This is a genomic window from Franconibacter pulveris (assembly GCF_056780215.1).
On record NZ_CM165555.1, the window covers coordinates 132,679 to 149,017 of the forward strand.

Annotated in this window: 29 protein-coding genes and 5 pseudogenes; 25 read left to right on the plus strand and 9 right to left on the minus strand. The window is 46.6% G+C overall.

Going from position 1 to position 16,339, the window contains the following annotated elements:
* The first annotated feature begins 209 nt into the window (after window positions 1–209).
* A complete protein-coding gene (locus tag ACU4F7_RS00620; RefSeq protein WP_481638769.1) occupies window positions 210–1,190 on the plus strand; it encodes a colicin immunity domain-containing protein in 981 nt (326 codons plus the stop codon).
* 54 nt (window positions 1,191–1,244) lie between these two features.
* Here the strand turns inward: ACU4F7_RS00620 and ACU4F7_RS00625 are convergent, their stop codons facing one another.
* Window positions 1,245–1,520, minus strand: coding sequence for a SymE family type I addiction module toxin (locus ACU4F7_RS00625; protein WP_481637827.1), 276 nt, complete (start codon window positions 1,518–1,520; stop codon window positions 1,245–1,247).
* An 89-nt stretch (window positions 1,521–1,609) separates the two neighbouring features.
* Between ACU4F7_RS00625 and ACU4F7_RS00630 the strand changes: the two genes are divergently transcribed.
* Window positions 1,610–2,905, plus strand: a complete 1,296-nt coding sequence (locus ACU4F7_RS00630; RefSeq protein WP_481637828.1) for a VENN motif pre-toxin domain-containing protein — start codon at window positions 1,610–1,612, stop codon at window positions 2,903–2,905.
* Window positions 2,902–3,378, plus strand: a complete 477-nt coding sequence (locus ACU4F7_RS00635) for a hypothetical protein (protein ID WP_481637829.1) — start codon at window positions 2,902–2,904, stop codon at window positions 3,376–3,378. The genes ACU4F7_RS00630 and ACU4F7_RS00635 overlap by 4 nt, the downstream gene beginning before the upstream one ends.
* A gap of 54 nt (window positions 3,379–3,432) precedes the next feature.
* Here the strand turns inward: ACU4F7_RS00635 and ACU4F7_RS00640 are convergent, their stop codons facing one another.
* Entirely contained in the window at window positions 3,433–3,696 is a 264-nt protein-coding gene (locus ACU4F7_RS00640; RefSeq protein WP_481637830.1) for a SymE family type I addiction module toxin, read from the minus strand.
* Between ACU4F7_RS00640 and ACU4F7_RS00645 the strand changes: the two genes are divergently transcribed.
* Genes ACU4F7_RS00645 through ACU4F7_RS00655 form a run of 3 tightly spaced genes read left to right on the plus strand, consistent with a single transcriptional unit; the run spans window position 3,602 to window position 4,935 of the window.
* Window positions 3,602–4,123 (plus strand): VENN motif pre-toxin domain-containing protein, encoded by a 522-nt coding sequence (locus ACU4F7_RS00645; RefSeq protein WP_481637831.1) that lies wholly within the window; start codon window positions 3,602–3,604, stop codon window positions 4,121–4,123. The genes ACU4F7_RS00640 and ACU4F7_RS00645 overlap by 95 nt on opposite strands.
* Before the next feature lie 28 nt (window positions 4,124–4,151).
* Entirely contained in the window at window positions 4,152–4,349 is a 198-nt protein-coding gene (locus ACU4F7_RS00650) for a hypothetical protein (RefSeq protein ID WP_481637832.1), read from the plus strand.
* The gene (locus ACU4F7_RS00655) at window positions 4,333–4,935 is read left to right on the plus strand and encodes a hypothetical protein (RefSeq protein ID WP_481637833.1); all 603 of its coding nucleotides are present in this window, start codon (window positions 4,333–4,335) and stop codon (window positions 4,933–4,935) included. The genes ACU4F7_RS00650 and ACU4F7_RS00655 overlap by 17 nt, the downstream gene beginning before the upstream one ends.
* Window positions 4,936–4,986: 51 nt before the next feature.
* On the opposite strand, the gene ACU4F7_RS00660 is transcribed toward ACU4F7_RS00655, so the two are convergent.
* Window positions 4,987–5,148, minus strand: coding sequence for a SymE family type I addiction module toxin (locus ACU4F7_RS00660; RefSeq protein ID WP_481637834.1), 162 nt, complete (start codon window positions 5,146–5,148; stop codon window positions 4,987–4,989).
* Window positions 5,149–5,287: 139 nt separating this feature from the next.
* On the opposite strand from ACU4F7_RS00660, the gene ACU4F7_RS00665 reads away from it, so the two are divergent.
* The 5 genes and pseudogenes from ACU4F7_RS00665 to ACU4F7_RS00685 all read left to right on the plus strand — a co-directional run bounded on the left by ACU4F7_RS00665 (window position 5,288) and on the right by ACU4F7_RS00685 (window position 7,676).
* Window positions 5,288–6,106 carry a hypothetical protein gene (locus ACU4F7_RS00665; protein WP_481637835.1) on the plus strand — a complete coding sequence of 273 codons (819 nt, stop codon included), beginning with the start codon at window positions 5,288–5,290 and terminating at the stop codon, window positions 6,104–6,106.
* 107 nt (window positions 6,107–6,213) lie between these two features.
* Window positions 6,214–6,549, plus strand: a complete 336-nt coding sequence (locus ACU4F7_RS00670; RefSeq protein WP_481637836.1) for a hypothetical protein — start codon at window positions 6,214–6,216, stop codon at window positions 6,547–6,549.
* A gap of 173 nt (window positions 6,550–6,722) precedes the next feature.
* Window positions 6,723–6,875, plus strand: a pseudogene (locus ACU4F7_RS00675) (VENN motif pre-toxin domain-containing protein); the annotation flags it as partial.
* Window positions 6,876–7,227: 352 nt separating this feature from the next.
* The gene (locus tag ACU4F7_RS00680) at window positions 7,228–7,413 is read left to right on the plus strand and encodes a hypothetical protein (protein WP_481637837.1); all 186 of its coding nucleotides are present in this window, start codon (window positions 7,228–7,230) and stop codon (window positions 7,411–7,413) included.
* Window positions 7,410–7,676 carry a colicin immunity domain-containing protein gene (locus tag ACU4F7_RS00685; RefSeq protein WP_024560417.1) on the plus strand — a complete coding sequence of 89 codons (267 nt, stop codon included), beginning with the start codon at window positions 7,410–7,412 and terminating at the stop codon, window positions 7,674–7,676. The genes ACU4F7_RS00680 and ACU4F7_RS00685 overlap by 4 nt, the downstream gene beginning before the upstream one ends.
* Before the next feature lie 54 nt (window positions 7,677–7,730).
* Here the strand turns inward: ACU4F7_RS00685 and ACU4F7_RS00690 are convergent, their stop codons facing one another.
* Entirely contained in the window at window positions 7,731–7,946 is a 216-nt protein-coding gene (locus ACU4F7_RS00690) for a SymE family type I addiction module toxin (protein WP_481638771.1), read from the minus strand.
* Window positions 7,947–8,024 (minus strand): annotated as a pseudogene (locus ACU4F7_RS00695) (hypothetical protein); the annotation flags it as partial.
* A gap of 71 nt (window positions 8,025–8,095) precedes the next feature.
* On the opposite strand from ACU4F7_RS00695, the gene ACU4F7_RS00700 reads away from it, so the two are divergent.
* From ACU4F7_RS00700 to ACU4F7_RS00725, 6 genes and pseudogenes are all read left to right on the plus strand, one after another.
* On the plus strand, window positions 8,096–8,581 hold the full coding sequence (locus ACU4F7_RS00700; RefSeq protein WP_481637838.1) for an HNH/ENDO VII family nuclease: 486 nt from the start codon (window positions 8,096–8,098) through the stop codon (window positions 8,579–8,581).
* Between the two features lie 3 nt (window positions 8,582–8,584).
* Window positions 8,585–9,049, plus strand: a complete 465-nt coding sequence (locus tag ACU4F7_RS00705) for an SMI1/KNR4 family protein (protein ID WP_481637839.1) — start codon at window positions 8,585–8,587, stop codon at window positions 9,047–9,049.
* 266 nt (window positions 9,050–9,315) lie between these two features.
* Window positions 9,316–10,035 (plus strand): hypothetical protein, encoded by a 720-nt coding sequence (locus ACU4F7_RS00710; protein ID WP_481637840.1) that lies wholly within the window; start codon window positions 9,316–9,318, stop codon window positions 10,033–10,035.
* The gene (locus ACU4F7_RS00715; protein WP_481637841.1) at window positions 10,035–10,466 is read left to right on the plus strand and encodes a hypothetical protein; all 432 of its coding nucleotides are present in this window, start codon (window positions 10,035–10,037) and stop codon (window positions 10,464–10,466) included. Before ACU4F7_RS00710 ends, ACU4F7_RS00715 begins: the two co-directional genes overlap by 1 nt.
* A 293-nt stretch (window positions 10,467–10,759) precedes the next feature.
* Window positions 10,760–11,463 (plus strand): annotated as a pseudogene (locus ACU4F7_RS00720) (hypothetical protein); the annotation flags it as partial.
* Between the two features lie 5 nt (window positions 11,464–11,468).
* Window positions 11,469–11,705, plus strand: coding sequence for a hypothetical protein (locus tag ACU4F7_RS00725; protein ID WP_049291994.1), 237 nt, complete (start codon window positions 11,469–11,471; stop codon window positions 11,703–11,705).
* Between the two features lie 45 nt (window positions 11,706–11,750).
* Here ACU4F7_RS00725 and ACU4F7_RS00730 read toward each other — a convergent pair whose 3' ends face one another.
* Window positions 11,751–11,954, minus strand: coding sequence for a hypothetical protein (locus ACU4F7_RS00730; protein WP_481637842.1), 204 nt, complete (start codon window positions 11,952–11,954; stop codon window positions 11,751–11,753).
* Window positions 11,955–12,048: 94 nt separating this feature from the next.
* Between ACU4F7_RS00730 and ACU4F7_RS00735 the strand changes: the two genes are divergently transcribed.
* The 3 genes from ACU4F7_RS00735 to ACU4F7_RS00745 all read left to right on the plus strand — a co-directional run bounded on the left by ACU4F7_RS00735 (window position 12,049) and on the right by ACU4F7_RS00745 (window position 13,410).
* The gene (locus ACU4F7_RS00735; RefSeq protein ID WP_481637843.1) at window positions 12,049–12,636 is read left to right on the plus strand and encodes a VENN motif pre-toxin domain-containing protein; all 588 of its coding nucleotides are present in this window, start codon (window positions 12,049–12,051) and stop codon (window positions 12,634–12,636) included.
* 103 nt (window positions 12,637–12,739) lie between these two features.
* The gene (locus ACU4F7_RS00740) at window positions 12,740–13,048 is read left to right on the plus strand and encodes a hypothetical protein (RefSeq protein WP_481637844.1); all 309 of its coding nucleotides are present in this window, start codon (window positions 12,740–12,742) and stop codon (window positions 13,046–13,048) included.
* Window positions 13,049–13,053: 5 nt separating this feature from the next.
* Window positions 13,054–13,410, plus strand: a complete 357-nt coding sequence (locus ACU4F7_RS00745; RefSeq protein WP_481637845.1) for a hypothetical protein — start codon at window positions 13,054–13,056, stop codon at window positions 13,408–13,410.
* A 47-nt stretch (window positions 13,411–13,457) separates the two neighbouring features.
* Here ACU4F7_RS00745 and ACU4F7_RS00750 read toward each other — a convergent pair whose 3' ends face one another.
* Together ACU4F7_RS00750 and ACU4F7_RS00755 are read right to left on the minus strand one after the other, a co-directional pair.
* Window positions 13,458–13,661, minus strand: coding sequence for a hypothetical protein (locus ACU4F7_RS00750; RefSeq protein ID WP_481638772.1), 204 nt, complete (start codon window positions 13,659–13,661; stop codon window positions 13,458–13,460).
* Window positions 13,662–13,721 (minus strand): annotated as a pseudogene (locus ACU4F7_RS00755) (hypothetical protein); the annotation flags it as partial. It lies immediately after the preceding gene.
* A 47-nt stretch (window positions 13,722–13,768) separates the two neighbouring features.
* On the opposite strand from ACU4F7_RS00755, the gene ACU4F7_RS00760 reads away from it, so the two are divergent.
* The 3 genes from ACU4F7_RS00760 (at window position 13,769) to ACU4F7_RS00770 (ending at window position 15,135) form a co-directional block, all read left to right on the plus strand.
* On the plus strand, window positions 13,769–14,206 hold the full coding sequence (locus ACU4F7_RS00760) for a hypothetical protein (protein ID WP_481637846.1): 438 nt from the start codon (window positions 13,769–13,771) through the stop codon (window positions 14,204–14,206).
* Between the two features lie 261 nt (window positions 14,207–14,467).
* Window positions 14,468–14,752, plus strand: coding sequence for a cysteine peptidase family C39 domain-containing protein (locus ACU4F7_RS00765; protein WP_481638770.1), 285 nt, complete (start codon window positions 14,468–14,470; stop codon window positions 14,750–14,752).
* Window positions 14,749–15,135 (plus strand): hypothetical protein, encoded by a 387-nt coding sequence (locus ACU4F7_RS00770; RefSeq protein WP_029590822.1) that lies wholly within the window; start codon window positions 14,749–14,751, stop codon window positions 15,133–15,135. The genes ACU4F7_RS00765 and ACU4F7_RS00770 overlap by 4 nt, the downstream gene beginning before the upstream one ends.
* A gap of 49 nt (window positions 15,136–15,184) precedes the next feature.
* Here ACU4F7_RS00770 and ACU4F7_RS00775 read toward each other — a convergent pair.
* A pseudogene (locus tag ACU4F7_RS00775) lies at window positions 15,185–15,394 on the minus strand (SymE family type I addiction module toxin); the annotation flags it as partial.
* Window positions 15,395–15,403: 9 nt separating this feature from the next.
* On the opposite strand from ACU4F7_RS00775, the gene ACU4F7_RS00780 reads away from it, so the two are divergent.
* Together ACU4F7_RS00780 and ACU4F7_RS00785 are read left to right on the plus strand one after the other, a co-directional pair.
* Entirely contained in the window at window positions 15,404–15,838 is a 435-nt protein-coding gene (locus tag ACU4F7_RS00780) for a hypothetical protein (RefSeq protein ID WP_481637847.1), read from the plus strand.
* 52 nt (window positions 15,839–15,890) lie between these two features.
* Entirely contained in the window at window positions 15,891–16,223 is a 333-nt protein-coding gene (locus ACU4F7_RS00785) for a DUF6572 domain-containing protein (protein WP_029590818.1), read from the plus strand.
* Window positions 16,224–16,339 lie beyond the last annotated feature (116 nt).

Consider the following 16,339-nt stretch of genomic DNA (forward strand, 5'->3'; position numbering starts at 1 on the left):
AGTTGTGCGGCAGCGGTCACGCCGAAGGCACGACGCAGTCTGCGGTGGCGGATGTTATCGGCCATAAGCTGAACCTGGACGAGGGCAGTAAAGCGATTGCCCATGCCATCGCCGGAGCCGTCGTGGCGGAGCTTCAGGGACGCAACGCTCTGGCGGGCGCTGCCGGTGCGGTGGCAGGGGAACAGGCAGCTAACATCTTGCTGGCGCAGATGTTCCCGGGCAAAAGCGCAGCGGACCTGACTGAAGAACAGAAGCAGACCATCAGCGCTTTCTCAACGCTTGCGGCAGGGCTTGCTGGCGGCATTGCCGGAGACAGCAGCGCCGGTGCGTTAACCGGCGCGCAGGCAGGGAAAAATGCGGTTGAGAATAACCTTCTGGGTGGCGGAACCGAGGAAGGACAGGCGCAGGCGGTAATCCAGGGCTGTGTGGGAAGTGTGGTGCTGTGCCTGAATAATGCTGGGATATTTGTGGCGGAAGCGACAGTGCCGGGGGGTGTGGGTGCTGCTGGCGCAATAGGTATTGGTAAGACGGCGGCAGAGGCAACGGCGGCAAAAGCGGAAGCTGCGGCGGCTAATGCGGCGAAGGGGGTTATTTCACCGAAGAATGTGGCTGATGAGTTAACCGAGATTAGTTTCAAGCAACTCGATAAAAAATTTAAACATGCTGAAGATTTTGGAGTTATTACTACGAAGAAGAACCCGGAAACATTTAGTCAATATGAGGCTGCTATCAGGAACCATATGGGAGATACAGCAACAGTAGAGCAAGGTAGTTATGGGTTTGTGAAAGATTCAAAAGTTTTCTTTAATTCAGCGAATAACAATGCAGTTGTTCTTGATAGCTCAGGTGCTTTCGTCACAGGATTTAAACTTACACCAGGCACCCCGCAATATGACAATTTTTATGAAAAATGGAGTCTTACGATGAGCGTTGTGATTTTAGAATTTGCTAAGTCTTTCATTAAAGAAAGATTATCAGCTGAAGTGTTTGCTGATGCTTATATAGAATTATGGCGAATAGAACGTGATAATCATATTCTTTTGAAAGACGACGAAAGATTAAGTGAGTGTTTATCTAGCATCTTTTGTTTAGCTGATTTATATAATCCAGAACCGGATCGAGAAGAATATGAACTGGATGATAAACAACTATACGATCAAGTGCTTCAATTAATTAATAAATTGAATTAGTTTTTAGTGGAGAAAGATCCCGGCCATCGAGCCGGGATTTTTACCTTTTAACCGTCACTGACTGCGAAGCAGGCAGTCATAACGATCGCGCTTAATCACCGGCAGATCGCCGGTGTCGTTCAGCGCGCCGGGGAAGGTCTTAAACCACTGGAGCATCTTTGGCCTGTTGATGTACGTCACGCTCAGCCCCTCGGCGCAGCCCCACAACTCGCGGCTGTTCCGGGCGGTGATAACGATGCAGTCGGGCATCACCCGGATTTTTACCGGCATCCCGTCAGTAAATCCCGCGTGCAGTATCCACTCGACGCGTAAAAATATCGCGTTATGCACGGCCCGGCTGTAGTACTCGCAGAGGGTGATGTGTTGCGGCGCTTCAGTTGTGCGGCGGCAGCCACGCTGAAGGCACGACGCAGTCTGCGGTGGGATGGCGCCATCACCACTCGCGACCAGGCGAACCAGCGGGCCTGGCGGGCGGGGACGTTCAGTCGGCGCTGGCAGGCGGCGCAGCGCCGTATCTGGCGGATGTTATCGGCCATAAGCTGAACCTGGACGAGGGCAGTAAAGCGATTGCCCATGCCATCGCCGGAGCCGTTGTGGAGGAGCTTCAGGGACGCAATGCTCTGGCAGGCGCTGCCGGTGCGGTGGCAGGGGAACAGGCAGCTAACATCTTGCTAGAGCAGATGTTCCCGGACAAAAGCGCAGCGGACCTGACCGAAGAACAGAAGCAGACCATCAGCGCTTTCTCAACGCTTGCGGCAGGGCTTGCTGGCGGCATTGCCGGAGACAGCAGCGCCAGTGCGTTAACCGGCGCGCAGGCAGGGAAAAATGCGGTTGAGAATAATGCGTTGGCCTCCCGTGACCTCGGTGATTGCCGGACGATGTCAGCAGAAGCCTGTGGTAAAGCCAAAGAATTAAGCCAGAAGATCCTTGATAAGAATCTGCCTTCTGTTGAAGATATGCGCGATAAGCTTGCCGCCTGTCAGGATGACAGCTGTAAACAGACCGTCTGGCAGGAATACCGTCAGGCCAGCGACAAGACCATCGAAACCCTGAAACAGATGGCTCTGAATGGGGAGCTGAGCCGTGAAGAACTGGCGTTTATCAACCATGACTTAGCCAGAGAGTTAGCTTTTGGCGGGAGAGTGGATAACGATAAAATTGGTCGCTCTGAATATATGAGCTGGCTGGGTGGCGGTAGTGGCCCTCTGTCTGGGTTCTTCAATGCAGAGCTTCGAGAGAAGGAACTGGTGAATCAAGGGTTTTCACCGGAAGACGCCGCTCAGAAAACCAAAGAAGATCAGCGGAATATGATGCTGATCGAAACGGCTATGAGCGTTATTGGTTCTAAAGTTAGTAATAAGACTAACACGACTAATGTCACTACAAATATTTCTCCAAGGAAAGCTTCAAATTTAGCGGGTGACCCATTAGAAAACGCAGTACAGGTAAGCGGCAGGTTTAGCCTTGAAAATGGACCTAAGAATGGTACTGTTTACCGGGCTGATAATCAGGGCAATATAACTAGCTATGCTGTTTATGATGCAAATGGAATGATAATTAAGAGAGTCGATGTTTCAGGCGCTGCTCATGCTAAAGTACCAACTCCTCACGTGGTTGAATACGGACGTAATACTCTGCCTGATGGCCAAGTTAGAGTACAATCACCTTCAACAAAATCATTACCTAGACCGGCACAACGGGATGAAATTCCATGAAAAAATTCTCTCTAATTGATCTTCCTCATGATCTGAAAAGATATGAGACATGGAGATCTCAATGGAAAGATCCTAATTCAGTAGGGCTTGGTGAATATATAAGTGATAGCTGCCACCCTGAGGATTTATTAATATGTATTCAGCAACTGCTCATACCTGATTTTATTATTGTTGATGACTGTGTTCTTCTTTATGATAGGTATGAGAAAAATAATTTTCTTCAATGGAAGGATAAATTATCAGGGGAAAATACTTTAATAGAAAAAGTGCTAAATCATATTCATATTTATGATCTTTTTGGAAGTAATGCGGATGATGTATCTGACTCGATTTTTAGGCAGGTATGTAAAGCAATGAAATGCTCATGGAAGATGGCTTTAAAAGAAACTTTTCCTGAGAAAGTCTTTATTGTTGAATCATTCGATGATGATGTGGGATATGGACCATCTTTGACGTTTTATCAAGGAAGTTAGCTATATTAAATGATCCCGGCTCCTGCGCCGGGATCGTTTTATCAGCCGTCAGGCTTACCCACAATGCCCACCCCCGCGCTTAACCACCGGCACATCGCCGGTGTCGTTCAGCGCGCCGGGGAAGGTCTTAAACCACTGGAGCATCTTCGGCCTGTTGACGTAAGTCACGCTCAGCCCCTCGGCGCAGCCCCACAGCTCGCGGCTGTTCCGGGTGGTGATGACGATGCAGTCGGGCATCACCCGGATTTTTACCAGCATCCCGTCAGTAAATCCCGCCTGTCCAATCCACTCGCCGCGTAAAAATATCGCATTACGCACGGCCCGGCTGGGGTGGTGGGTTGCGGCGCTTCAGTTGTGCGGCAGCAGCCACGCCGAAGGCACGACGCAGTCTGCGGTGTCGGATGTTATCGGCCATAAGCTGAACCTGGACGAGGGCAGTAAAGCGATTGCCCATGCCATCGCCGGAGCCGTCGTGGCGGAGCTTCAGGGACGCAACGCTCTGGCAGGCGCTGCCGGTGCGGTGGCAGGGGAACAGGCAGCTAACATCTTGCTGGCGCAGATGTTCCCGGGCAAAAGCGCAGCGGACCTGACTGAAGAACAGAAGCAGACCATCAGCGCTTTCTCAACGCTTGCGGCAGGGCTTGCTGGCGGCATTGCCGGAGACAGCAGCGCCAGTGCGTTAACCGGCGCGCAGGCAGGGAAAAATGCGGCTGAGAATAACTATCTGAGCAGCACCGAGAAGTGAAGTCGATGCGGCTCTCCATAAAAAAATAATGGAGGCAGCAGTACCTCAGAAGCCGATTCCTGGGGTGACGAAAGATCCAGATGCTCCTAAGATTGTCGATCCTACAAAAGGCCAACCTAGTGTTTCTCTTGAGTTACCTAAGGTTTGGGATAGGTTGATAGAGCAAAACTCATCAAAAGCTCGTGTATTAACGAAGGAGGAATTTCTGAATGAATTTAACAAATGATTATCAGAATTTACTCGATGCCATTTTTAATGGTGATAAAGATATAGCTATCTTTGTTGTGGATGGTGTTCATTATTATATCATTGATAATAAAGATAATTATTGCATCGATGTTAGACCGGAATATAAGGCGTACATAGTTAAAGGGTGGATGAAAGAGTCCCTGTATGACGAGGCTGTAAATTCATTCAGAAATGGAGTCCCTGTATTATCTAAGGATAGCTTTAAAGATTACATAACAAGAAATGACGTTGCTATTTATACGGTTGACTGGATGAGAACCTTCTTCACACTGAATAGATATGATGAGCAGCTTGTCAGTTTTTATGATTATGTTGAGAAATTTTTATCCACATTAACAGAGCCAGTATCAGTTGAGTGGGACAGCTGGAGAATGCGGCTACCTAAGTTTTATATTAATTTTGATAAAAAAATATACCGTCATACTGATTGGGATAGAAGTCACGAAGCGTCTGTACCTCCTGATTGGAACGCTCAAGCAAAGAGTGATTTTGGCTTGTTAGTACCAGACAAAGAGCAATACTGGCTTATTAATGGCATGAATTTTTGGAAATTACAGATGTAAATGGTGAAACCCCGGCCTTGGAACTGGGATTTTACTTTATAGGTCAGCTGGTTACCATCCAGCCGCCAGCCTGATTATCAACTGGCCCGCCATGGTGAGCATTTCGAGCTTCTGCCCGGAGGTAAATCCGAGTGGCTCCAGCCACGCCCCCTTAATCGTCAGTTGTGGCACCAGAGTCAGGCCGCTAATGGGAGGGGCTGCAAACTCTGTCATGATTTGGGAGTTGAAGGCGGAAAGTTCACGGCGTGGCGGTAGTGTGCCTGAGGCCAAAATCGCGTGTCGAGGGCTGATGACTGGGCAGCGCAAAGGTGGCAGGGAAGTCTGTTATAACCCACGGAAAGTATAGGGAAAAATGGGTTCTTGTGCAGCTGACTTCACGACGGATAAAGTTGTTGAGAATAATGCGTTGGCCTCCCGTGACCTCGGTGATTGCCGGACGATGTCAGCAGAAGCCTGTGGTAAAGCCAAAGAATTAAGCCAGAAGATCCTTGATAAGAATCTGCCTTCTGTTGAAGATATGCGCGATAAGCTTGCCGCCTGTCAGGATGACAGCTGTAAACAGACCGTCTGGCAGGAATACCGTCAGGCCAGCGACAAGACCATCGAAACCCTGAAACAGATGGCTCTGAATGGGGAGCTGAGCCGTGAAGAACTGGCGTTTATCAACCATGACTTAGCCAGAGAGTTAGCTTTTGGCGGGAGAGTGGATAACGATAAAATTGGTCGCTCTGAATATATGAGCTGGCTGGGTGGGGGTGGTGGCCCTCTGTCCGGTTTCTTCAATGCAGAGCTTCGAGAGAAGGAACTGGTGAATCAAGGGTTTTCACCGGAAGACGCCGCTCAGAAAACCAAAGAAGATCAGCGGAATATGATGCTGATCGAAACGGCTATGAGCGTTATTGGTTCTAAAGTTAGTAATAAGACTAACGCTACTAATGTTACTGGTGGAGCAAAAAGAGCACAACAATACTCAAGTAATTGGCCTACTGGTGACCTTAATGCTGCTATTAAAAAATTCGCTGGTAACAATCCTGTTATTACAACAACAGAAAAAGGAAAACGCATTTACACCAATCGTCAAACGGGTATTCAGGTTGTAGAAGACACATCAGGAAATTACTTCGTATTTATAATCCCAATGCCAGTGGAAAAGGGCATATTTAGACCTTGATGGAAATATTCCTAATAACAAAACGTTGGAGAATGGTAAGCAAACTGGTAGATCTCAGGGTGAATATAACGAAGTAACTCATTTTAACATTGATAGGAAAAAATAATATGAAATGTCTGTCAGTTCCTGTAAATGCGGTTGCCATGGAGCGCCTTGAGTATGACGAGTGTATGGATGATGATCTTGTAGAGGTGTTTCTTGATGAAAGTGATTATAAGAAGTTATGGAACACTGGCGTACTTACCTTAATCAATGAAAAGCTGGGGAAGAATATTGATGATTACGAAGACGAAGGAATAATTGGCCTAAATGATCTCTACCAAGCACAAGCGATCACTAAGGAAACAATATTATTTAATCCGAGTGATGATATTTTGAACAAGTTATTATCCCAAATTAGCCTTGCTATCAAATTCAATACAGGGATTTTTTTCTATTTTTAACAAAAGCGATCCCGGTTTGATCGTCGGGATCGTATTATCAGTCATCAAGCAAAACGCCCATCCCCGAGCTTGTACACCGACAGATCGCCGGTGTCATTAAGCGCCCCGAAAACGCCTTCGGCTACTGCACCGCTTTCTTGGTGAAGCGCATAACGTTCAGGCTTCCGGGAAAACGCGCAGCGGACCTGACCGAAGAACAGAAACAGGCCATCAGCGCTTTCTCAACGCTTGCGGCAGGGCTTGCTGGCGGCATTGCCGGGGACAGCAGCGCCAGTGTGTTAACCGGCGCGCAGACCGGGAAAAATGCGGTTGAGAATAACCTTCTGGGTGGTGGAACCGAGGAAGGACAGGCGCAGGCTGTCAGGGAACATGCGAAGAATATTGCTTCCTGTAGCACAGACCCCGGTTCAGCGTCGTGCCAGAAAGGGCTGGCGATGCAGGATGCGCTGACGGTGGCGCTTCCGGCGGGTCTTGGCGGCGGTATACTGGCCGCGGCCACACCGGAAATCGCGGCGGCGGCGCAGGCGGTAATCCAGTCATGTGCCGGTAATGTTGTACTGTGTCTGAACAGCGTCGGTATCCAGGTATCGGAAGCTATCGTGCCGGGCGGTGTTGGCGATGACTACGAAGAAGAACCCGGAAACACTTAGTCAATATGAGGCTGCTATCAGGAACCATATGGGAGATACAGCAACAGTAGAGCAAGGTAGTTATGGGTTTGTGAAAGATTCAAAAGTTTTCTTTAATTCAGCGACTAACAATGCAGTTGTTCTTGATAGCTCAGGTGCTTTCGTCACAGGATTTAAACTTACACCAGGCACCCCGCAATATGACAATTTTATGAAAAATGGAGTCTTAGGATGAGCGTTGTGATTTTAGAATTTGCTAAGTCTTTCATTAAAGAAAGATTATCAGCTGAAGTGTTTGCTGATGCTTATATAGAATTATGGCGAATAGAACGTGATAATCATATTATTTTGAAAGACGACGAAAGATTAAGTGAGTGTTTATCTAGCATCTTTTGTTTAGCTGATTTATATAATCCAGAACCGGATCGAGAAGAATATGAACTGGATGATAAACAACTATATGATCAAGTGCTTCAATTAATTAATAAATTGAATTAGTTTTTAGTGGAGAAAGATCCAGGCCATCGAGCCGGGATTTTTACCTTTTAACCGTCACTGACTGCGAAGCAGACAGTCATAACGATCGCACTTAATCACCGGCAGATCGCCGGTGTCGTTCAGCGCCCCCGGAAATCCTTCCAGCCAACGCTTCATCTTCTGCTGGTTGACGTAAGCCACGCTTAAGCCTTCGGCGCAGCCGTACAGCTCGCGGGTGTTCTGGGTGGTGATAACGATGCAGTCCGGCATCATCCGGATCTTTATCGGCATCCTCACAATAAATCCCGCCTGTTCTATCCACTCGCCGCGTAAAAATATCGCATTACGCACGGCCCGGCTGTAGAACACGCAGCGGGTGGTGGGTTGCGGCGCTTCAGTTGTGCGGCAGCGGTCACGCCGAAGGTACGACGCAGTCTGCGGTGGGATGGCGCCATCACCATTCGCGACCAGGCGAACCAGCGGGCGATCTTGAGGCTGCGTCTAAACTAATCACGAGAGCTGGCGATGATATCAGTTCTGCGAAATACTTTGGTCAGGAAAGAAAGTTCTGGTCAGCAGAACCAGTTGAGTTTAGTGGTAATAAAGTTTATCAACGTAATGATCTATTTGATCCTAACCATGTGTCCTCTTGGAAGGAAAAAGGAAAAACTGTAACAGGTACAAATATTGAAAGAATGGCATCGGGAAGGGCTCCGATAGGAGCTGATGGTAAATCAGTGAACCTGCACCATATGACGCAGAGCCAAAATGGGCTTATTGCGGAAGTGACTCAGTCATTCCCTCAAAAAAACAGTGCAGTTATTCATATAAATCCTAATACAATACCATCAGGGATCAATCGACCAGTGTTTGATAAGTGGGAAAGTCAATATTGGCAGCAACGTGCTGCGGAATACAGTAAATAAACTATGAGCGATTTTACGTTGTCAGATGTTGCGAAGCTTATTGCTAATCACAGTGATTTAGTTGATTTTGGCCGTGCTGAAAATGCCGTTGATAGTAAGTGGATTAATCAAGCTGAAAAAATTCTTGGTCTTCCATTTACGTCATCCTATAAAACGTTTTTAAAGGAGTATGGTGGCGGTGAAATTGGTGGCGAGGAAATATATAGTATATATGGAGTGGATTTTGATAGTGTCTGTGGTGGAGATATTGTCTATCAGCACCTAACTGATTTAAAAAATGGCACAGCAAAACAAAATCAGCTGGTTGTGAGTGAAACTGATTTTGGTGAAACATTCTATTTTGACTACTCGCAATTTAAAAATGAAGAATGCCCGATACTTCAGAGGTTACCATCTGGGTGTTCACTTCATTATGCAAATAATTTCTATGAGTTTTTATGTAAGCGAATTGAAGCTCACCTAAATTAATTTTTTTACCATTTATACTATCCCGTCTTTAATTGACGGGATTTATGTAGCCTGAGTCTGTTCACTACCAGACAAGATATGTTTTAAGAGTACCGTTATCGGCATACCGTCAAAAAATTGAAATCATGGCTGCCTCCGATATCCCGTAAGGTAATAATCGTGTTCTATGTCATTTTATTTATTGATGCGTGTCCGTGTGTCTCTGTGTGCAGTCCTTCGGGTGAAAAGCGTCATTGTGAGCGATCTTGCGAAAAACAGCATGACCGATGCAGATGCAGATGCAGTGCATCAACTGTACCGGGATAAGTGCCGATGCCTGCGGTGCGAAAATGGATGCGCACCGCGATGAGCTGCTGGCAGGATTTGCGGAAGCGGGCAGCGACTTTATTCCTGTTTACGGTAATATCAAAAGCTTCCAGGAAGCGGACAGTGCGCTGGGTTATCTGGCCGCGGTCGTTGGCATTTTGCCAGGGCTAGGTGATGAAGCAGGCGTTCTTATCAAAGGGGCCGAAAAAGCCCTCAAAGCTGGTGATCTCGAAACTGCATCTAAACTGATTAACAAAGCCAATGATAAGATTGAACATGTTAAGGCACTTGATGTTGATTCATACAAAGAATTGAAAAATCGTGAAGTAGTTGGTGATGGGCTGGAGCATCATGATCATATATCATCATTTGCAGCACTTAAAAAAGCGAAAGAAAATGAATTAGCTAGGAAATTAACTCCCGGCGAGGAAAAAACTCTGTATCAAAATTCCATGGCAGTAGAAGTTCCTAAAGATGTTCGCAGAGCAGGGCCTACACATGGCGGAAAAAATACAGCAGCTCAAGTTGAGCATGATGCTTTAGATTTATGTGGAGCTGTTTGCCGAGATACTGATGCTTTAAGGATAAATATGCTCGAACGTGGCTATGATACACAGGATGTTGATAAAGCAATTGATAAGATTATTGAGCGAAACCGGCAGACCGGAGTGATTAAATAATGTTAGACTGGAAAGAACTAAAAAAAATTTTAGGTTGTGAAAAGACCGATAGTAAATTCATTTCACTGCCGCAGAAGATCGGAGTATTGCCTAATATATCATCAGACATATTAGGTGAGGTAACATACTATTCATTTTTTGATCAAGGTATTTTACTGCTTGCAGATGAAAAAAATGTAACACAGATATCTTTGTTTATAGAGCCAAGTGAAGGTTTCGCATCATATACAAATGAACTACCTGTGTATGGTAATATGGAAAATAGTATTATTGATGAGCTAGGCATGCCAATAAAAAGCGGTGGGGGGAAACCAGATCCTTTACTTGGCTATCTTAATCGATGGATAAAATATAAAATAAAAGAAGGATATATGCATATGGAATTTAATCAAAGCGGGAAATTAGATAAACTATCTTTGATGAAAGAGTAATGTTAAATATTTTTTCTGAATTCCCACATAGCCAGACAAGATGTGTTTTGGAGTGCCGCCATAATCGGCACTCCAAAACTATTCCGTCAGGGCGAAGCCCCGACACCCAAAATCTGGCCTTACAAACGCGCAGTTAACGCTGCTTGTCAGCGTCTGAAACACGTCTGTAAATAAAAACCCCCTCTCGCAAATCATTATTTAACCCGGCTTATTAATAATAAACCGAAACATCACACCCCACGCAAAACCAACTTTTTTCTGATTAGTATTTAAAATCAGTGCATGAGGTTTTTGTTGAGAATAACTTCTTGGGCAAAGCTTTGGTTGAAGGATGTGCGGTTGCGGCACCCTGCCGGACGAAGATTGCTGAGCAGTTGCTGGAAATTGGAGGCAAGGCCGGTATTACTGGCGCCGAGGCGAAAACGCTTGCCGACAAACTGACCGCTGATGGGCTGGATCATCTTGTTACCCTTGAAATGATGGGTAACGATGAGATCACCGGAAAGTATCTCAGCTCGTTGCAGGATAAGTACGGTTCCGGGAATGCCTCACATCCAAACATCGGCAAGGATCTGACTGATGCAGAGAAGGTAGAGTTAGGCGGTGCGGGGTCAGGCACGCCGGATGGCTGGGAGCCGCAGGATGAGGAGAATGGACGGGGTAAACAAACTCAATCCAGTAATTTTGATGATAAATCCAAAAAGGAAGATCTTACCTCTTCGGCTAATCAACCAATTAGTAATCAAGGATTATCCGCAGCAGCGCGTGCATGGGAAAACATGCAGAAAGGCCAGGAAGGGTATTCGATCCTTTGAAAGGGAGCACCGCTCAGAAAAATGAAGCGGCTGGTAACTTCGTAAATGAGGTATTGAACAATAAGGGAACTGTTAGAACAGATCTTTCAAGAGGTGGTGTGAAATACCGTTTACCTGATGGCAGGGGCGTTCGCTATAACTCTGATGGCTCATTCTCAGGCTTCTTAGATCCAAAGAGATAACATGTATGAAAAGTGATTTTAGTGTGGATTTTTTTAGTGACTCCCGGTACGAAGAACTGACCGCAGAGATATCTTATAAGGGGCAAATACTCTGTCAGCTTAATAAAGATAAAGGTGCTAACGCGGTTGAGGTTGAGTTTTTTACTGATAGTCGATTACTACCAGAATCAATAGAAATGAAATTCTCATTAGAAGAATTTATATGTATTTTGAATGAAACAAAATTAGATCTACTTGCCTGAACAGCTCCCGGCCACTGCGCCGGGATCTGTTTATCAGCCGTCAGGCTACCCACAATGCCCATCTCCACGCTTAATCACCGACAAATCGCCGGTGTCGTTCAGCGCGCCGGGGAAGGTCTTAAACCACTGGAGCATCTTTGGCCTGTTGACATACGTCACGCTCAGCCCCTCGGCGCAGCCGTACAGCTCGCGGGTGTTCCGGGTGGTGATAACGATGCAGTCCGGCATCACCCTGGTTATTATCGGCATTCCACAATACATCCCGCCTGTTCTATCCACTCGCCGCGTAAAAATATCGCATTACGCACGGCCCGGTTGTAGAACACGCAGCGGGTGGTGGGTTGTGGTGCTTCAGTTGTGCGGCGGCAGCCACGCTGAAGGCACGACGCAGTCTGCAGTAGAATGGCGCCATCACCATTCGCGACCAGGCGAACCAGCGGGCCTGGCGGGCGGCAACGTTCAGTCGGCGCTGGCAGGCGGCGCAGCGCCGTATCTGGCGGATGTTATCGGCCATAAGCTGAACCTGGACGAGGGCAGTAAAGCGATTGCCCATGCCATCGCCGGAGCCGTTGTGGAGGAGCTTCAGGGACGCAATGCTCTGGCAGGCGCTGCCGGTGCGGTGGCAGGGGAACAGGCAGCTAACATCTTGCTGGAGCAGATGTTCCCGGACAAAAGCGCAGCGGACCTGACCGAAGAACAGAAGCAGACCATCAGCGCTTTCTCAACGCTTGCGGCAGGGCTTGCTGGCGGCATTGCCGGAGACAGCAGCGCCAGTGTGTTAACCGGTGCGCAGACCGGGAAAAATGCGGTTGAGAATAACTTCTTGAGTCAGGGAAGACCGAAGGACTTCACCGAGCAACTCAAAGGTTGTAACGGAAACCCATCCTGTGAGCAGAGTGTTCGTAAGGATATGGTCAAAGAATCAGCATAAAATATCCTGAAGCTGAAATCATGCTGGGATGCGGGAGACACCGCTTGCGTGGCACAGATGCGTACTCAAATTAAGCTGAACGAAAAAGCTTACACGGCGTTGCGTGTTTACAAAATCGCCTCAAGTAATCTGGGGACGTTCAACTGATGATATTGTCAAAGATATTCAGGCGGCTGGTTATCAGGTTAATGTCAGGCAATCTACGCGAGGTTCTGGTCAGGCTGTTATTAGTGAAGTTAAAGGCCATCCAGAAATCAGCCAGATTCAATATCATCTAAGAGGAGGGCGTCATGGAGGAAGTTATTATAAAGTATCGACTACAATACAAGGGACTATGAAAGTTGTAGATCCAAGTTCTTATAAGCCAACACCTGGAGAAAAGGCTACGATTATTGATAAGCCAAAAGAGTAAATAATATGAATAAAATTAAATGGATAACACAATCTTTTGCTCAGCCATATGAAGTGCAAAAAAAATTGTTTCCTGAATTTGTAAATGTGGCAGATCAGTTAGCAGTAGAATGGGAAGTTGCTTTAGATGAAACAAATGAAGCTCAGCTAACAGACGCCCAGAAACAGGCTATTAAAACATTAGATGATTATATGTTATCAATTAGTGGACCGGCTAATCTTCAGTACTGGAATGATGATGCTCTCAGTTATAGCGATGAATGGAATAAAACGAGGGTATTAGCAAAGATTATTTTAGACGTGATGGGATGGGATAATGTTGTTCCACCTGAAAGTAATGCAATATATATCAGTAACAAATAATACTGATAGAGATCCCGACTTGATCGCCTGGATCATGCTATTAGTCTTTACCCGCAATGCCCGTCCCCACGCTTAATCACCGGCAGATCGCCGGTGTCATTGAGCGCGCCGGGGAAGGTCTTAAACCACTGGGGCATTTTTGGCCTGTTGACGTAAGTCACGCTCAACCCCTCTGCGCAGCCGTATAGCTCGCGGCTGTTCCGGGTGGTGATAACGATGCAGTCCGACATCACCCGTATCTTAACCGGCATCCCGTCAGTAAATCCCGCGTGCAGTATCCACTCGCCGCGTAAAAATATCGCCTTATGCACGGCCCGGCTGTAGTACTCGCAGCGGGTGGTGGGTTGCGGCGCTTCAGTTGTGCGGCAGCAGCCACGTCGAAGGCACGACGCAGTCTGCAGTAGAATGGCGCCATCACCATTCGCGACCAGGCGAACCAGCGGGCCGTCCAGGCGGTGACGTTCAGTCGGCGCTGGCAGGCGGCGCAGCGCCGTACCTGGCGGATATTATCGGCCATAAGCTGAACCTGGACGAGGGCAGTAAAGCGATTGCCCATGCCATCGCCGGAGCCGTCGTGGCGGAGCTTCAGGGACACAATGCGCTGGCAGGCGCTGCAGGCGCTGCAGGCGCTGCCGGCGCGCAGGCAGGGAAAAATGCGGTTGAGAATAACTCGATGGCTGGGGATAAGGACCGGGAGTCACTGAAAGAAAGCGCTGAACGGTGGAAAGAACAGATCAGGGATAATATCTGGCGCTTTTATACCCGCCAAGATTTTGCCGGGAGGAAAACCAACTAACACCGCTTCAACGGGAAAAGGAACTGCCACTAATGTAGCGGATGATGTTGCGGGAATGGCTGGCAGTAGGCATCCATTATTAGATGATGCTCTTCCACGCAATGGTGATAGGACTGTTTTCAATCAGGGGGCGTTACCGACATGTGGTCATAATTCATGCGGAATGGTATTGGATACAATGGGTAAACTTATGGATATTGTTAGTTTAATATCCAATACCCCCCTACACCAGGAGGCATAACATCATTACAAGTCTCCAATATATTAAAATCGGAAGGGGTTAATGCTGTTGCATGGGGTAACCGAGGCGTTAGCGATTTATCTCGCTACACTGCTAATGGTACGCCTTTCATTGCTCGTATTGCTGATAAAACCGGAGGCAGCAGTTTTTCTCACTTTGTTGTTGTAGATGGCGTTACAACACGAAATGGTATATCAGTTGTAGCAATAAGAGATCCCTGGGATAAGCAATATTTTAGCCTTGTTAGCACATTCGAGAAAAATTTTACAGGGGAAGTTGTTGTCCCCAAAAGTTGGCAAAGATGATATTAGAAATTAATTTCCCAAATAATTTGATAACTGGGCTGCTACCAGAACAGAAGAACATACCCTGCACTATTAAAGTGGCTGATAAGTTCGAAGTTATCTTTTCTACGGTTGTCCCATGCACGGCGGGGATTATGCATGAATGGGATCGACAACGCTTAGAAGAGCGAGCAATAGCGAAAGCCGGCGGGGCTTATACCCACAATGAGCCCGCTTTAATAACGTTAAACAAGAAGACAAAAGATAGCTATGAAGTGGTTGATCTTTATGTTTTTTATAATGATTTTGGATGGTGCCCTGTAATAAAAGATGGAGAGTACGCAATACCAAATCAATTTTGGGATAGTGATGAAGAAGATCCTGACTATATACCCAAAAACTAGTTGAAATCTCCCGGCCACTGAAGAGTGTCCGGGATCTAGCTACCAGCCGTCAGGCAAAATACCCATCCCTGCGCTTAATCACCAACAAATCGCCGGTGTCGTTCCGCGCGCCAGGGAAGGTCTTAAACCACTGGGGCATTTTTGGCCTGTTGACGTAAGTCACGCTCAGCCCCTCGGCGCAGCCCCACAGCTCGCGGCTGTTCCGGGTGGTGATGACGATGCAGTCGGTCATCACCCGAATCTTTATCGGCATCCCGTCAGTAACACTGTGATCGGCCCCAAAGGTGGAATCTATACTAATACAGGGAAGACAGAACTTTTAGGCAATGTTATCTATAGCAATAATGGCAGTTATTATACATTTGATAATACTTCAAAAAATGCCATACCCTCGTTAAATCCGGTTAATCAAATTCGTCAGAATTATGAACAAGGAAAAGCTTTTGAAGATAGTAAATTTCAAGAATATGCCAAGGGAATGACCGATACGGCGCGTGAAGTTACAATAAAAAGCGGAAGCGGGGTGAATGTCAGAGTGGATATAATGACTAAAGATAGTGATGGGAACATCTTCTGCATTGAATGTAAAAGCTCGGCAACGGCGCCGCTGACACCTAATCAGAAAATTGGCTATCCTGAAATTGAGAAGCATGGTGGAGTGATTTCTGGAGCGGGTAAGCCCGGTTTTGAAGAGGAATTTTAATTCCACCTGCTAAAGTTAATGTGGTAACACCAGATAAAGGCAAAGGTTAAATATGTCAGTAGAAGATATTAATAAGATAGATTTTATGGGGATACCTGAAAACGAGCCAGACGTTGTTAGTCTGGCTATCTCTGATCATCTGGCATGGGGGAGCGCAACTAATGAACATTTGTATAAGTTGCAGGAGAAAATAAACTCATACATTAGATTTATAGAAGGAGGAGAAATAAAATCTAATTTTCCTACAGTTCATAAAGATGCCAAAAAAAGGATTGAAATATATTTCAAAAGCAATCCTCCAGATGAAGTAATGTTTTTTTTTCATGAAGTCGAGAAAGTACTCGCAGAGGTTGGTATCTCGTTGCGCTTAAGATTAAATGATTAAGCTTATATATAATATTGTTTTTTTATAATGAGTCTGTTTTTCAGGCTCTGCCTCTGCCTAAAATTAGAAATGCGGTAGAATATAGAGCGATCTTAATGTGGCTTTGGTATAACAGA